This window comes from Arthrobacter sp. fls2-241-R2A-200 (genome assembly GCF_030209745.1).
GTDB lineage: Bacteria > Actinomycetota > Actinomycetes > Actinomycetales > Micrococcaceae > Arthrobacter.
Map to the genome: position 1 here is coordinate 21,139 of NZ_JARVRJ010000006.1, position 14,279 is coordinate 35,417.

The window sequence follows — 14,279 nt, forward strand, 5'->3', positions numbered from 1 at the left end:
CTCTCCTCACCTACCCCTCGGAAGAAAAAGGGGTCCTCTCAGCGAGGGCCGCTCACCAAGGCATCAGGGAGAAGAGATCCATGCGGAAGCAATTTGAGCACGCCCGTGCTCGTGTCAATAGCGGGCCAGGTGACAGGCCTGGACTTTCAGTGCTTGGCCTCATGGCGTGCATGCTTCTTGTCTTGGTTGGCATGACCGCTTATGGCGTCGTCAACCTCTCGACGCCGGCCACGGCAGCCCCCGGATCGCCCGGCGTGACGCAGCCAGGGACGTTGATTTACACCGAGGACTTCTCCAGCGCCAATGCAGCCACTGCGCCGATTCCGCTCGGATCCTACGTGGGAGGAGCGGCGGCGACCAACGAGCAGTACACCGCTGATCCGGCATGGCTTCCGGGCGCCCAGGAATGCAATGGCTGGATCATGCGGGAAGGAACTCCCCTGCCCACCAATGGTGGCCTGCTTAACATCCTGACCAACGATGAATGTGGGCGAAACACCGCTTTCACGAACTCGGCAAGATGGCCCACGCCATGGGCCTCTACCAAGGCATGACCGACGCCCAAGCGGCCCAGAACCAGATCCTCAGTGAGTACACCAACAGCGTCAGCGGTACTCAGACTGCGGGCATCCAGCTGCAAACCACCAAGAACAGCATTCCCACCATTGCCGGCCACTACTACGCCGTCTCGGGTATCTTCGGTGCCACCAGTTGCTTCTCCAACCATGCGAGCCAAGAATTCGCCATCCTCGTCAACGGGGTGCCAACTGTCGTGGGTTCCAACTTGGATCCCTGCACGGACCCCAGCAGTAAGGCCATCTCGTACCAGAACAGCAACTTCAGCGTAGCCAAGCTCCAGTCCGGTGCTATCCAGGTCCCCCTGACCGGCACCACGCCGACCCTCGGAATCCGGGTTCGAAACCTGACAGCGAATGGAAACGGCAACGACGTCGGCTTCGACCTTCCGCAATTGGTGGACGTCACGCCTCAGCTAGACAAAGCCTTCCAACCGACCAGCATCTACCAAGGCCAGAACACCACGTTGACCTACACGGTCACGAACACCAGCGATCTCATGGCAAAGAACGGCTGGCACTTCGTTGATACGCTGCCCACCGGGCTCACTGCGGTCGGTCCGTTCGGCGGCACATGCGTACGGACCGCGGCGACGGTGTCCGGTAAAACTGTCGATGTCACCGGCAACCTTGCACAGGGCAGCGCTTCCTGCACCATCACAGTGACGGTCACCAGCAACACTCCCGGCGTGTACAACAACTCCGGCTGTGTAGCTAACGATGGCACCGCAATCGCGAACTGCACCAACAACTTCCCCACGATCACGGGGCTCTACTCACCCGGAACTGCACCTCTGAAGGTCTTGCCGGTCGTGGACCTGTCCATCACTAAGAGCACCAACCTGACCACGTACATCCCTGGCCAACCCATCACCTACACCGTCGTCGTCCACAACAACGGACCCAGCGACGCCATCAATGCCACCTTCACGGACCCGCTGCCCGGTTCCATCCAAAACGCTACATGGACGTGCGCGGTAACGGCCGCGGGAACATCGAATCTGACCCCGGCCGGTCCCACGGCCTGCAACGCGGCCAGCGGCACAGGCAGCATCTCTGGCGCGGTACGCATCAACACCGGCGGCACCCTCACCTACACGGTGAAGGGCACCGTGGCCTTGGGTACTACTGGCAATATCGCCAACACTGCCACGATCGTTCCTGCTGCCCAGTCATCGGTGCCGAACATGCCCGGCGGCGGTCCGAATCCTGTCGCGGGTTCCACCACCCAGGTTCCAACGGTGGACACGGCATGCCCTCCCGCCCCGGGTGCTGGATGTTCCGCAACGGTCACCACGCCGGTGGATCCCCAGTGGACGATTGCCAAGACCGCTTCCGTCAACGGCACCACCTCAACGGGAAATACGTCAGTCAAGCCCGGCGACACCATCAGCTACACCGTGACGGCCACCAGCAACCGTGGCCAGATCACGGGAGTTGTGCTCACGGATAACCTGGCAGATGTCTTGGACCAGGGGACGTTCGTGTCTGGCTCCGCTCAGCTCACCATCGGGGCGGCAGCGCCTGTAGCCGTGGCCAATCCTGCGGCCGGCTCAACAGTATTGACCACACAGCCCTTCACGCTTCCGGCAGGCCAGACGGCAACCCTCACCTACAAGGTCACCGTGAAGTCGGACGCTTGGAGCGCCCAGTTGGTCAATGTCGTGACGGGGACCGGCAGTGTCAACCCGATCCGTTGCGCACCGAACAGTACCCCGATGGCTCCGGAGTGCTCCACCACCCATCACACGCCGGCCAAGATTCTCTTCGAGAAAGTTGGCGAGGCCTCAAACTCGACGTGGGTGCCCATGGCAGGTTCTACCTGGTCCATCTTGGGCGATGCCAACGGAACACCTGGTGCGGCACTCCCGGCCTACTCGGTGGCTCCCATCGCGTCACAGACCGGCCAGTTCCAACTGCAGGGTATTGAACCCGGCGTCTACTGGCTCGAAGAGACCAAGGCGCCGGCAGGCTTCAACCTGTTGGCCGAACCCGTGCAGTTCACCGTTGCCGCCAGCGGCGCCGTGACCATCGGCAAGGGAAGCGGGTCAGGTGTCGTCACGGCAAGTGACAGCGGCACCAACGGCATCTATCTCGTCACCGTCCGCGACGTTCCGGCACTGAAGCTGCCGGAATCCGGTGGCATGGGTTGGTGGCCTTTCACGGTCGGCGGAGCAGCCCTGCTCCTGACCGCGGCAGCAATGGCTTCCAGCAACTTCAGGCGCAACAAAGCAACCGCCTGATTCAAGTCCCGGTCCGCCGCGTTCCGGCCGGACCGTTTCTCCAACAATGATCGCTCCCGAGCATCGCACCATCAAAAAGAAAGAGGATAGAAGTGAGTAATCAAAGCTCCCGGCGTCTTTGGAAGACCGCCGCCGCCACCATTGCCGGGGCGGTGTTGGCAATGTCGTTCTCCGTGGCTCCGGCTTCGGCAGCCCCGTTGGTCGATGGCACCAAGACCGGTTCCATCACCGTTCACAAGTTCGAGCGCCCCACCACTCCCACCGGCCTGCCCAACAACGGCACCGCCGTAGACACCACCGGCCTCAAGCCGCTGGCGGGTATCGAGTTCAGCATCCAGCAGGTCAACACCATCGACCTGACCACCAATGCTGGATGGGACAAAGCAAACAACCTGAGCAGTTCCTTCTCGGCATCCAACCCCACAGGCTCCATCACCAGCGCGGGATACACGCTGGGTACGGCCCAGACCAAGACCACTGACGCCACAGGAACTGCGGCTTTCAGCACCCTGCCCCTCGGCCTGTACCTCGTCACTGAAACGAACTACCCGGCGGGCGTAACGCCGTCGGCTCCGTTCCTGGTTTCCGTGCCGCTGACGGATCCGGACAACAAGAACAACTGGATCTACGACGTCAACGTCTACCCGAAGAACTCCGTAACGGGCGCCCAGAAGACCGTCACCGACGCTCCTGCAGTCAAGTTCGGCGACGCAGTCAACTTCACCATTACCGGTGATATCCCGAACGAAGCCGTCATCGATGGTTACAAAATCACGGATAAGCTCGATTCCAAGCTGACCTACGTTGGCGCAACCGCCACGCTGGTTGACGGAACCGTTATCACCAACGGCACCGATTACACCGTTGCCTTCGATGCAGCCACCAACACAGTCTCGGTCGTTTTCACTCCGGCTGGCCGCCTGATCCTCGCAGCCCACAACGCCACCAGCGTCCAGGTTGTTGTGAACACCACCGTCAACACCATCGGTGAAATCGAGAACGTTGCCGTGGTTTACCCGAATGCCGGTAGCTTCACCGGAACTCCGGGGCAGCCCGGCGGCCCGATCGTCACTCCCCCGGTTGTCACCAAGTGGGGCGAGCTGACCCTCCAGAAGGTTGACCAGAACGGCGCAGCCCTGTCCGGTGCTTCCTTCTCGGTCTACGCCAACCAGGCTGACGCCAAGGCCGGCACCAACCCGATCACCCTCAACGGCAAGACCACTTTCACCGTTGGTGCAGACGGAACGCTGACGCTTTCCGGACTCCGCTACTCCGATTGGGCCAACGGCGCTGCAGTGGCACCGGGCTCGCCTAACTACCGCACCTACTACCTGGTGGAAACCACGGCTCCGGCAGGATACGAACTCTTGGCCGAGCCGGTCTCCTTCCTGATCAACGCCGCAACCACCACGGTTGGCGTTGACCTCCAGGTCAAGAACATCCCGTCCAACGGTGGCTTCCAGCTTCCGCTGACCGGTGGCGTGGGAACCGGCGTTCTCTACGCAGCAGGCGGCCTCCTGGTCGTCGGCGCAGCACTGATGTTCGTACGGTCACGCCGGAGCACCAACAGCTAGTACCTGAGGACCCCCGATAACGGTCCTCGGTGTGAATACCGAAGTGGGGAAGAACGCCAAACATGCGGTCTTCCCCACTTCGTTTCCCCGGATATGCCCACTCTCCCAGGATCTCCCATGACACAGCTCCAAGCCCCCCAGCTGCCCGCACGGCAACGTTTCCGCGCCCGCTGGAGCACACAACGCATCCTCATAGTTCTTGCGACCCTTCTGGGCGTTGGCGTATTGCTGTATCCCACAGCCGCGGCTTGGTTTTCCGACCGGGTCCATGCCACAGAGATCAGCGGCTACGCCGACTCTGTCCACAGCCTGTCGCCCTCCGCCCAAGAGAGCCTCTTGGCTGAGGCGCGCCAATTCAACAAGGAATTACCATCGGGGCCCCTACGCGATCCCTACTCATTGAACGAGCAAGGTCAACAGACCGTCGTCGGCGCGGGTTCAGAGGCTTACAAGAACATCCTCAACGTTGGTCCCGAAGGCATGATGGGACGCATCAGCTTTCCCGCCATCCACGCGGACTTGCCCATCTTTCACGGGACCGACGATGCCACGCTCGCCAGGGGTGTAGGCCACCTCTTCGGCTCCGGGCTCCCGGTAGGTGGCACTGACACGCACAGCGTGCTCACCGGACATTCGGGCTTCGTCAATGCCACGCTGTTCGACAATTTGGACAAGGCCAAAGAGGGGGACGTCTTCTCCATCTCGGTTCTTGGACAGACGATCTACTACAAGGTCGACCAGATCCTCACCGTCCTTCCTGAAGACACCGACGCCCTCCGGAAAGTGCCCGGCAAAGACCTGGTCACCCTCGTCACCTGCACGCCGAAGGGCATCAACAGCCACCGGCTACTGGTCCGCGGCGAACGGATCGATGCTCCCAGCGGAGATGCTGCGCAAACACTTCCCAGCCAGTCCCTGGACCCCGGCTTCCCGTGGTGGGCCTTGGCCTTCCTGGCGACGGCCGTGGTCATCGTCCTCGTCACCCGGCCGCGCACGTCGGCCGCAGCCGGCTCCACCGGCGTCACCGATGAACCCGGCAACACTGATGAACCCGGCATCACCGATGATCCAAACGATGACGACGACGACGGCGGCCTCACGGACGGGCTGCTGGGCCGGTAGCACGCTGCTGGGCGGGTAACGCCAGCTCGGCTGGCAACGCCATCTGGACGGGTACCCCCGGCGGGTCCATCATTCGGCGACTATCAACAAAAAAGCGCTCCCCCGCCGAAGCGGGAAAGCGCTGGGAGTCAGTTGCCGGCGTCGGGCCTGTCCGGCGAATCGGCCGTATCCGGCCCGGTCGGCGAAACGTGACCTGGCCGTTTGGAACTGAGGTTGACGCCCGAGCCCTTACCCAGGTGCTCGGCGTTTTCCTTGTAGCTCATGGACAACATTGCTGCGACGACGAGGCTCACGATAAACGCGATCCCGGCGCCGGTGAAGGCGAGGTCGAACCGAAGAGCCCGCGCGCTGCCGCCCGAAGCGAAGATAAGAACAGCCACGAAGGCTATTACCGCAAAGAACGCGGAGAACATGAGCGGTCCCTTGACCGAGGTCCGCATCGAGCGCGGCTCTCTTGGTGTCTGGTCTGCCACTTTCATTCCTCCAATGATGGCGGTTCATTCCCGCCGGTCTGCAAAAGTTCTACAAGGAGTAGAACGTCCAACTACTAGTTTACGGCCTCAGGCGAACCGCTGGGCGCAGCGGGCGGCATGCCCACGGGCCGGCCCGTCCGGAGATCGTGCCTCAACGTCAGCGCTGACAGGACCCACAGCACGCCTGTGAGAATCGCTCCCCCACCGGCTGTGCCCAGCAATGCATGGGCACCCAGGGAGACAAAGAACGGCAGGATCAACGCGGTGCCCACACCGATGACACCGGAGATGAGCCAATCCCGGGCCAACGAATCGCGCTTCCTCAGGCCATGGACCAGCTCCAGGAGGCCAAGCACCAGCAACGCCAGCATGGCTGAGAGCGCGGTCCCGGCGTCGGACTGCATGACCACGGCGCCTAGACCCCCAATGGCTACCACCACGGATACTGCCGCCGGCAGCGCTCGGGTCCTCCACACTGCCGCTGCGGTGGCCAGCAGGTACAGCCCGACGGCCCACGCAAGGACATGCACCGACGGCGCAGTCCAGAAGATGGTGACCGCTCCGAAAACGAGCGCAATCACAGCGCGCAACAGAACAGGTTTCCAGGGCTCGGTCGCGAAAGCTGACGAAGTCTGGGCAGGGGTCGAGGGAAGAGTCACCCCACCAGTTTAGTGTGAACCCAGCACCATCCACCGGTCGGTGCGTGCCCGCAGCCCCAACGTCACGCCGCGCGCCAGCATGTAGCCCACCGCAAAAGCGGCCCATAGCCAGAGGAGCCCCGCCGCGCCGTCGGGCTTGGTCAGGTGAACGGCCGCCAAAAGCGGCAAGTACACCAACAGGTTCACGACGCCGGCAACGGCCAAGTAGCGCGCGTCGCCGGCTCCGATGAGCACACCGTCCAGCACGAAGACGTAGCCCGCCAAGGGCTGCCCGGCCGCGAGGACCCAAAGGGCGACAGTCAAGACCGATCTGACACCCGGATTAGGGGTGAAAAGGTAACCGGCCCAAGGAGCAACCAGTGCCAGGAGCGCACCAGTGACCAGCCCAAAGCCGAGCCCCCAACGCACCATGGTCCGCGTCAGCTCACGAACCCGCAGAGGGTTTCCAGCGCCCAGCTCTTTGCCGATCAACGCTTGGGCCGCAATGGCGAGCGCGTCCAATGCGAACGCCAGGAACGAAAAGATGGTCATGGCCAGCTGGTGGGCGGCCAAATTCACGGGACCTTGGGCGGTCACCACCAGAACCGTTCCCAGAATGGCGAGTCGAAGGCTCAGTGTCCTCAGCATCAACCAGGAACCCACCTTGGTCATGGTCCTGATGCCGTGCCAATCCGGGCCCAGTGACACACCGTGCCGCCGGGCGTTCCGTCCCACCATGACCAGATACACGGCAGCCATGGCCCATTGGGCGATGCTGGTGCCGATGGCCGAACCGGCAACTGATAAGTCCAACCCATAAACAAGGAACCAGTTCAGGGCGATATTCACGGCGAACCCTGCGGTAGCAACCACCAGCGGCGTCCGGGTGTCCTGCAGGCCCCGGAGCACGCCGGTTCCGGCGAAGATCAACAACATGGCCACGAGGCCCGGCATGGACCAGCGGAGGTATTCGACGGCGAACCCTCCCACGTCGCCGCCCGCACCCATGAGCCCAACGAGCGGCCGGGCAGCTACAAAGCCGACCACCGCGAGCGCCACACCAAGCAACAACGCCAGCCATACGCCGTCGCGCCCCGATGCCAAGGCCTTCCCCAGTTTTCCGTCGCCGATCGCACGGGCCACTGCCGGCGTCGTCGAGTACGCCAAAAAGACCATGAGTCCCACCGCGGTGTAGAGGAGGGTGGAGGCCAACCCCACGCCGGCGAGTTGGTCGACGCCGAGGTGGCCGACGATGGCTGAGTCCGCAAGCAGGAACAGCGGTTCTGCGATGAGCGCGCCGAAGGCGGGAACCGCCAGTCTCAGGATCTCGTGGGCGTTGGAACGGGTGCTGATGGTGGTTCGGGACACCCAACCAGCGTAGTCGGGGCTCCGGACACACTGACGTCATAAAACCAAGCCCCAGTAAACTTCCAGCATGAGCGACGCTGCTTCCAATTCCGTGACCCTCCGCTTTTTGGCAGCACCCACGGACGTGGGCCATAGCGGATCGGTCGACGCCGGCACTGTCCTTGAGTGGGTGGATAAGGCAGCGTATGCGGCAGCGGTGGGCTGGGCGAAGACGTACTGCGTCACGGCGTATGTGGGCAACATTCACTTCGCCGATCCCGTAAACAGCGGTGACATGGTGGAGGTCACCTCCACCATCGTCTACACCGGCAAGTCCTCCATGCACATCCACACCGTGGTCAGTTCCCATGATCCGAAGGGCGGACCGGCAACCATGCACAGTCAGTGCATGGTGATTTTTGTGGCGGTCGGGCCCGACGGCAAACCAGTGCCCGTACGTCATTTCGAACCCTCCACGCCCCGCGAGGTTGAACAACGCGACCACGCCCTCGCCCGTATCGACGTCCGCGAGCAGATCGTCAAGGCCATGAACGCCCAGGAATATACCGACGCCGGTACGGCCGAACGCGTCGTCTTGCGGTTCTTGGCGTCCCCCACGGATGTGAACTGGGGCGGGAAGGTCCATGGCGGCATCGTGATGAAGTGGATCGACGAGGCAGCCTACGTTTGCGCTTCGCGCTACTCGGGCAAGGACACTGTGGCCGTGTTCTCCGGCGGCGTCCGTTTTTACCGGCCGTTGCTGATCGGGCATCTGGTTGAAGTTGAGGCGCGTCTGGTTTACACAGGCGCCAAGGGCATGCACATCGCGGTTCATGTCCGCTCCGGTGATCCGAAGACCAGCGAGATGAACCTGACCACGTACTGCCTTACGGTGATGGTGGCGCGGGATGACACCGGAACGGCCGTCCCGATCCCACCGTGGGTTCCTGTCTCCGCGGAAGACAAGAAGCTCCACGCCCATGCTCGGGAGCTCTTGGAGATTCGGGGCCGGGCTCCGGGCAACCGCCTCCCGGATCACCTGCTCCAGGCATCCGGCAGCTAGGGCGTGCGGACCACGGGGCACGTGGCGCGGCAGATGGGCCGCGTAACCGGCTGATTTTGGACGTTTCGTCAGTGCTCGCGAGCGGTTTGCTCCTAGTGGACTGACACTCCAAGGACCGAGGCTTGAAGGACAGCAACACGGTCCAACAGCAACACAGTCCAGCCAAGGAGACAACGTGACCACTTACAACCTCGCCCTGATCGGTTTCGGCGGCGTCAACCGTGCTTTGGCGGAGCTCATCCGGGACGAACCCGAGCGCTTTGCGTCCCTCGGATTTGAGCTCCGCGTCGTCGCGATCACTGATCTGGCCTTCGGGTCACTCGTGCAAAGTGAAGGTATTGACTTGGCCGCGGTCCTCGCGATGCCCCGCGGATCCAGCTTCGAGAAACTCCCCGGTGGCAGTGTTGTCCCCCGGAACGAGGAACTCATCAAGAACTGCCCGGCGGACATCGTTGTGGAAGCTACGTTCACGAACCCCCTGACCGGGGAACCGGCCATCTCCCATGCCAAGTGGGCCTTGGAATCCGGCAAGCATGTGGTCACCACCAACAAGGGACCCGTGGCTTTGTGCGGACAGGAATTGCGAAGCCTGGCTGCCGCCAACGGCGTTCGCTTCGAGTACGAGGGCGCCGTGATGAGCGGGACACCGGTCATCCGAATGGCCCACAGGATGCTCGGTGGACTCGAGCTCACCTCAGTCCAAGGCATCCTGAACGGAACCAGCAATTATGTGCTGGGCCGCATGGAAGCGGGCTTGGGCCTGGAGCAAGCGATTGCCGAAGCCCAAGGCCTTGGTTATGCGGAGGCAGATCCCACCGCAGATATTGGCGGATCAGACGTTCGGTTGAAGGTGGCGATCCTGGCCAACGAGCTGCTGGGTGCCAACATCCGGCCGGGCGACGTCGATACCACCGGAATCCAAGACATCACCAGCGACGACGTGACCCGCGCCCGGGCGGAGGGCCTCCGGTGGAAACTCGTCGGCGAGGCCAGGCGTGCGGATGACGGGCAGGTCCTGGCATCTGTCAGGCCCATGAAGCTGTCCCCCGAGCACCCGCTTGCAGGCATCTCCGGTGCCACCAACGCCCTTTCTTTCACTACTGATTTGCTTGGCCCTGTCACCGTTTCAGGTCCTGGTGCCGGGCGGGTGGAGACGGCTTATGCGCTGATCTCGGACATCATCGCCGTCGACGAGTTCGTCAAGGCAGGCGTCAGTGCTTAAGCCAGCCTTCACACCCGGTTCCACGCAGGCAGCAGCACCGACCCTCGCCAGCGCCTCGTCCCAACCCGGCCTGGTGGTGTTCAACAAGTTCAATGGGGCCGTCTTGGCCACGCTGCCGCAATGCACGCCGTCGGGGGTTGAGCAGGAGGTAGGCCGGGCCTTTGCCGCCGGGCCGGTCGCCGCGTCCATGCCCCGACATGAGCGTGGGCGGATCCTCGATGCCGCCGCCGGGCTGCTGGAAGAACGGGCCGAAACAGCTGCCGAATTGATCGTTGCGGAGGCCGGTAAGACCATCACCCAAGCCCGGAAAGAGGTCTCCCGGGCCGTCAACACCCTCAAGCTCTCGGCCGCAGAAACACGCCGGAACGTAGGTGAAGTTGTTCCCTTCGATTCATTCGCCGGTTCCGAAAACCGGCAAGGCTGGTTCACCCGGGAGCCCTTGGGGCTCATTGCCGCCATCACCCCGTACAACGATGCACTGAACCTCGTGGCACACAAGATCGGACCGGCGATCGCCGGCGGCAACACAGTCATCCTCAAGCCCTCGCAACTGACGCCCCTTACGGCGCTGTTCCTCGTTGACCTCCTGGTCGAATCGGGACTTCCGGCGGACTGCATCGTAGTGGTCCTCGGCGACCGGCGGGTGGCACAAGCCATCATCTCCTCCCAGCTGGTCCGCATGGTGTCGTTCACGGGCGGCTTCGCCACTGGCCGGGCCATCGCCGCCAATGCGGGTATTAAGCGGTTGTCCATGGAGCTGGGCGGAAACGCACCGGTGATCGTTTTCGACGACGCCGACGTCCCGGCTGCCGTTCAAGCCAGCGTGTCCGGCGCGTTCTGGGCAGCGGGCCAGAACTGCATCGGTGCCCAGCGGATCCTGGTGCAACGCGCAGTTTTCGATTCCTTCCTCGAATCCTTCGTGGCCCGGACGGCGGGCTTGAAGGCGGGGGACCCCCAAAGTGAAGCGACCGACGTCGGCCCGATGATCAGCGCCGCCGCCGCAGCGGAGGCGAAGCGCAAGATCGACGACGCCGTCTCCGCCGGCGCGCGTTTGCTCACGGGCGGTTCGGTGGAAGGCGCTGTTTTGACGCCTGCTGTGCTCACTGGGGTACCGCGGGCGTGTGAGGCCTGGAGCGAGGAGCTCTTTGCACCGGTGGTCCTGGTGGAACCCTTCGATTCAACAGAGGAAGCGATTGAGCTCGCTAACGACAGTGAGTATGCCCTTCAGGCCGGGATCTTCACGACGGAACTTCGTCGGGCACTCGACACGGCCAAAGCCATTGACGCCGGGGGCGTGATGATTAATGACTCGTCCGATTACCGCCTCGACGCGATGCCGTTTGGGGGTTCAAAGTACGGCAGCATGGGCAGGGAGGGAGTCCGGTTTGCGTATGAGGAAATGACGCAGCCCAAGGTAGTAGCCATCGCCTCATAGAGGGCGGCCCCTGTGGGCCGCCTCAGAGAGGCAGCTGCCTGTCGATAACGGTCGACAGTGACAGCGCCGTCGTGATGTCCCTGACGCCGGGAAACTCGGAAACTTGCCGCCAGATCTCTTGGATCCGCCCGGCGTCGGGAGCCTCAACCCGCACCACCAAATCCAGCTCGCCGCTGACCACATCGCAGGTGGTGATTTCCGGGATGGAGCGCAAACCAGCGATCACGTCGCTGCCCCGCATCCTGTCGTGACGCTGAACCAGCAGCACCGCATTAACGGTGGGCCTGCCTTCGCCGGCTGATTCCTTGATGGTGTACCCGTTGATGTAACCATCACGTTCAAGGCGCTCGATACGTTGCCGTACCGCGTTCCGTGAGAGCAGCACCTTCTCCCCCAACTGCGCCAGGCTGATGCGGGCATTGCGCCGAAGTTCGGACAGGATCTGGCCGTCCAACTCGTCACGCGGACTCTTGGGCACGGGCGCTCCTGAAGGGATAATGCAGACAACTGGACCAGCAAAGCCTAAAACACCTGGTCCAGAAAATTCTCTGCCTGACCCGCCCTGCCCCCTGATAGAGATGCCGGCCGGATACCGAGCCTCTCGTCCGTGCCGTCACTGAGTTAGTGAGGTGGTTACATCAGGCATCGATGAGGTCGCGGGCTGAAATGACCTTGGCGAATCCGTCCCCAAGTGCTGCGACGAAGGCTGCGTGCACCATCTTTCCGGGCACTTTCACTCCGCCAAACTCGAGATCCGGCGCAGCGCAGGCGTCGTGGACGAGGGAAACGTCAAATCCCTGCTCCGCGGCCGCCCGGACGCTGGAATCCACGCACATGCTCGTCATCATTCCGGCCACCACCACCTCGCTGGCATTGAGTCCTTTGAGGAGCTCGGCAAGGTCAGTGCCCACAAAAGCATTGGGTGAGTCCTTGGTGACCACGGCCTCACCCTCAATCGGGCGGACCGCAGGGTGGATCTCGACACCACGTGTGCCCGGCCGCATGAAGGTGGCCGCCGGTTCGTCCCACACATGACGGACATGGACCACCGGTTCGCCCGAGCTTCGGAATGAACCAAGAACAGCGGCGGCGGCCCGGACTGCGTTCTCGGAATCGACGAGGGGATGGGCGCCCCCCGGGAAGTAATCATTTTGGATGTCTATGACGAGCAGTACACGGCTCACGACTACCGTCCTTAGCAGTTGGCACCAGCTGGGAAACGGCCCGCTGTGCCGCTTCCCAGCTGCAGGGTTAAGCTGGCACAATTTAGTGAACACCATTCTCTTTCAACAAACAACTGCGGGTGCCGCCAGCGTTGCCGCGCCCAAACCACGCAAATGAGGATCATCATGACTGCAACCACACCGAAGCAGGACGCCATAACCGTTGCAAATTGGCAAGACAGCGCGAACTTACGCTGGGCCTTCCTCCATATGGCAGAACTGTTCCCCACGGAGGCGATCCGGGCAGGAGAACCCAAGCCGTCGGTTGGGCTCAAGCACAGCCCCTCAAGCCTCCATTCCTTGGCTTTAGGGCTCCCGGACGGAACGAACACCACGGTGGCCGACATCCTGGCATCGACGAACACCGATGCCTGGATGGTCCTCAAGGATGACGTGGTGCTTGCCGAGCAGTATTTCGGCAGCATGCAGCCATCCACCCCACATCTGTTGATGTCCGTGAGCAAGTCGATCGTTTCCACAGTGGTCGGGATCTTGGTGGAAGAGGGCAAAATTGACCCCCAACAAAAGATCGAGCACTATATTCCGGAACTTTCCGGCTCCGGTTATCGGGGTGCATCCGTTCGCGACATCCTGGATATGCGCAGCGGCATCAAGTTCTCCGAGGATTACCTGGATCCCGGCTCCGAGGTGCGGCAGCTGGACGAAGCCGTAGGGTGGGCTCCCCGCCGCCATGGAAATGCGACCACGCTCAAGCAATTTCTCATGTCGCTTGAAAAGGCCCGCGACCACGGTGGTCCTTTCCAATACCGAAGCTGCGAAACAGACGTCCTCGGATGGTTGTGTGAGGCGGTCAGCGGGCGGCGGTTCGCGGAGTTGGCGTCCCAACTTCTCTGGTCGCCGCTGGGCACGCACCAGGATGCGTCTATCGCCGTGGACGCAGAAGGTACGGGCATGTTCGACGGCGGGATCTCCGCTTCGCTGCGTGACGTGGCCCTGTTCGGGGCCATGATCCGCGATGGCGGAGTCACGCTTGACGGGCGGCGGATTGTCGACGCCAAGTGGGTTGATGACATCTTCACTGGGGGTTCCGATTCACAGGAAGCTTTCGCTTTGGGCCAGGAAGCCGCCGACATGCCGGGCGGGAAGTACCGAAGCCAGTTTTGGTTCCTCTCCGGTGACCGGAACGTGGCCTACTGCTTGGGGATCCATGGGCAAATGGTCTACATCAACCGGGAGTCCGGCGTTGTCGGAGTCAAGTTCTCCTCCACCCCCTTGCCCGTGGATCCAATTGCTGGTCCGGCAGCATCGTCGATGTTCCAAGCCATCAGCAAGTCCCTCGCCGGGAATGCCGGCCACATAGTGATGCAGGCCTAAGAGAGGATCCCTCGCCCCGGCGTTTCGGG

13 protein-coding genes are annotated in these 14,279 nt (G+C 62.6%); 8 read left to right on the forward strand and 5 right to left on the reverse strand.

Annotated elements, in window-relative coordinates:
* The first annotated feature begins 80 nt into the window (after positions 1-80).
* From QRN42_RS07010 to QRN42_RS07025, 4 genes are all read left to right on the forward strand, one after another.
* Positions 81-554, forward strand: coding sequence for a hypothetical protein (locus QRN42_RS07010; RefSeq protein WP_284978549.1), 474 nt, complete (start codon positions 81-83; stop codon positions 552-554).
* Positions 485-2,818 (forward strand): DUF7927 domain-containing protein, encoded by a 2,334-nt coding sequence (locus QRN42_RS07015; protein WP_284978550.1) that lies wholly within the window; start codon positions 485-487, stop codon positions 2,816-2,818. The genes QRN42_RS07010 and QRN42_RS07015 overlap by 70 nt, the downstream gene beginning before the upstream one ends.
* A 92-nt stretch (positions 2,819-2,910) precedes the next feature.
* Positions 2,911-4,392: a SpaH/EbpB family LPXTG-anchored major pilin gene (locus tag QRN42_RS07020; RefSeq protein WP_284978551.1), complete on the forward strand. Its 1,482-nt coding sequence runs from the start codon at positions 2,911-2,913 to the stop codon at positions 4,390-4,392.
* 117 nt (positions 4,393-4,509) lie between these two features.
* Entirely contained in the window at positions 4,510-5,514 is a 1,005-nt protein-coding gene (locus tag QRN42_RS07025; RefSeq protein ID WP_284978552.1) for a class C sortase, read from the forward strand.
* A gap of 128 nt (positions 5,515-5,642) precedes the next feature.
* Here the strand turns inward: QRN42_RS07025 and QRN42_RS07030 are convergent, their stop codons facing one another.
* From QRN42_RS07030 to QRN42_RS07040, 3 genes are all read right to left on the reverse strand, one after another.
* The gene (locus QRN42_RS07030) at positions 5,643-5,993 is read right to left on the reverse strand and encodes a hypothetical protein (RefSeq protein ID WP_284977003.1); all 351 of its coding nucleotides are present in this window, start codon (positions 5,991-5,993) and stop codon (positions 5,643-5,645) included.
* Between the two features lie 68 nt (positions 5,994-6,061).
* Positions 6,062-6,646, reverse strand: coding sequence for a DUF308 domain-containing protein (locus QRN42_RS07035; protein ID WP_284978553.1), 585 nt, complete (start codon positions 6,644-6,646; stop codon positions 6,062-6,064).
* A 9-nt stretch (positions 6,647-6,655) separates the two neighbouring features.
* On the reverse strand, positions 6,656-7,993 hold the full coding sequence (locus QRN42_RS07040) for an MATE family efflux transporter (protein ID WP_284978554.1): 1,338 nt from the start codon (positions 7,991-7,993) through the stop codon (positions 6,656-6,658).
* A gap of 67 nt (positions 7,994-8,060) precedes the next feature.
* Here QRN42_RS07040 and QRN42_RS07045 point away from each other — a divergent pair, with 67 nt between their 5' ends.
* The 3 genes from QRN42_RS07045 (at position 8,061) to QRN42_RS07055 (ending at position 11,692) form a co-directional block, all read left to right on the forward strand.
* Entirely contained in the window at positions 8,061-9,035 is a 975-nt protein-coding gene (locus QRN42_RS07045) for an acyl-CoA thioesterase (protein WP_284978555.1), read from the forward strand.
* Between the two features lie 175 nt (positions 9,036-9,210).
* Positions 9,211-10,257 carry a homoserine dehydrogenase gene (locus QRN42_RS07050; protein WP_284978556.1) on the forward strand — a complete coding sequence of 349 codons (1,047 nt, stop codon included), beginning with the start codon at positions 9,211-9,213 and terminating at the stop codon, positions 10,255-10,257.
* A 70-nt stretch (positions 10,258-10,327) separates the two neighbouring features.
* Positions 10,328-11,692 carry an aldehyde dehydrogenase family protein gene (locus tag QRN42_RS07055; RefSeq protein ID WP_284978642.1) on the forward strand — a complete coding sequence of 455 codons (1,365 nt, stop codon included), beginning with the start codon at positions 10,328-10,330 and terminating at the stop codon, positions 11,690-11,692.
* Positions 11,693-11,714: 22 nt separating this feature from the next.
* Here QRN42_RS07055 and QRN42_RS07060 read toward each other — a convergent pair whose 3' ends face one another.
* Both QRN42_RS07060 and QRN42_RS07065 read right to left on the reverse strand, forming a co-directional pair.
* The gene (locus QRN42_RS07060) at positions 11,715-12,170 is read right to left on the reverse strand and encodes an Lrp/AsnC family transcriptional regulator (protein ID WP_284978557.1); all 456 of its coding nucleotides are present in this window, start codon (positions 12,168-12,170) and stop codon (positions 11,715-11,717) included.
* Between the two features lie 160 nt (positions 12,171-12,330).
* The gene (locus tag QRN42_RS07065; protein ID WP_284978558.1) at positions 12,331-12,876 is read right to left on the reverse strand and encodes a cysteine hydrolase family protein; all 546 of its coding nucleotides are present in this window, start codon (positions 12,874-12,876) and stop codon (positions 12,331-12,333) included.
* 165 nt (positions 12,877-13,041) lie between these two features.
* Here QRN42_RS07065 and QRN42_RS07070 point away from each other — a divergent pair, with 165 nt between their 5' ends.
* Entirely contained in the window at positions 13,042-14,250 is a 1,209-nt protein-coding gene (locus QRN42_RS07070; RefSeq protein WP_284978559.1) for a serine hydrolase domain-containing protein, read from the forward strand.
* The last annotated feature ends 29 nt before the right edge of the window (positions 14,251-14,279 follow it).

Excerpts from the sequence above, each read along its gene's own strand:
- QRN42_RS07025 (WP_284978552.1), top strand. The coding sequence starts at position 4,510 with ATGACACAGCTCCAAGCCCCCCAGCTGCCCGCACGGCAACGTTTCCGC.
- QRN42_RS07015 (WP_284978550.1), top strand. The coding sequence starts at position 485 with ATGTGGGCGAAACACCGCTTTCACGAACTCGGCAAGATGGCCCACGCC.
- QRN42_RS07070 (WP_284978559.1), top strand. The coding sequence starts at position 13,042 with ATGACTGCAACCACACCGAAGCAGGACGCCATAACCGTTGCAAATTGG.
- QRN42_RS07045 (WP_284978555.1), top strand. The coding sequence starts at position 8,061 with ATGAGCGACGCTGCTTCCAATTCCGTGACCCTCCGCTTTTTGGCAGCA.
- QRN42_RS07010 (WP_284978549.1), top strand. The coding sequence starts at position 81 with ATGCGGAAGCAATTTGAGCACGCCCGTGCTCGTGTCAATAGCGGGCCA.
- QRN42_RS07030 (WP_284977003.1), bottom strand. The coding sequence starts at position 5,993 with ATGAAAGTGGCAGACCAGACACCAAGAGAGCCGCGCTCGATGCGGACC.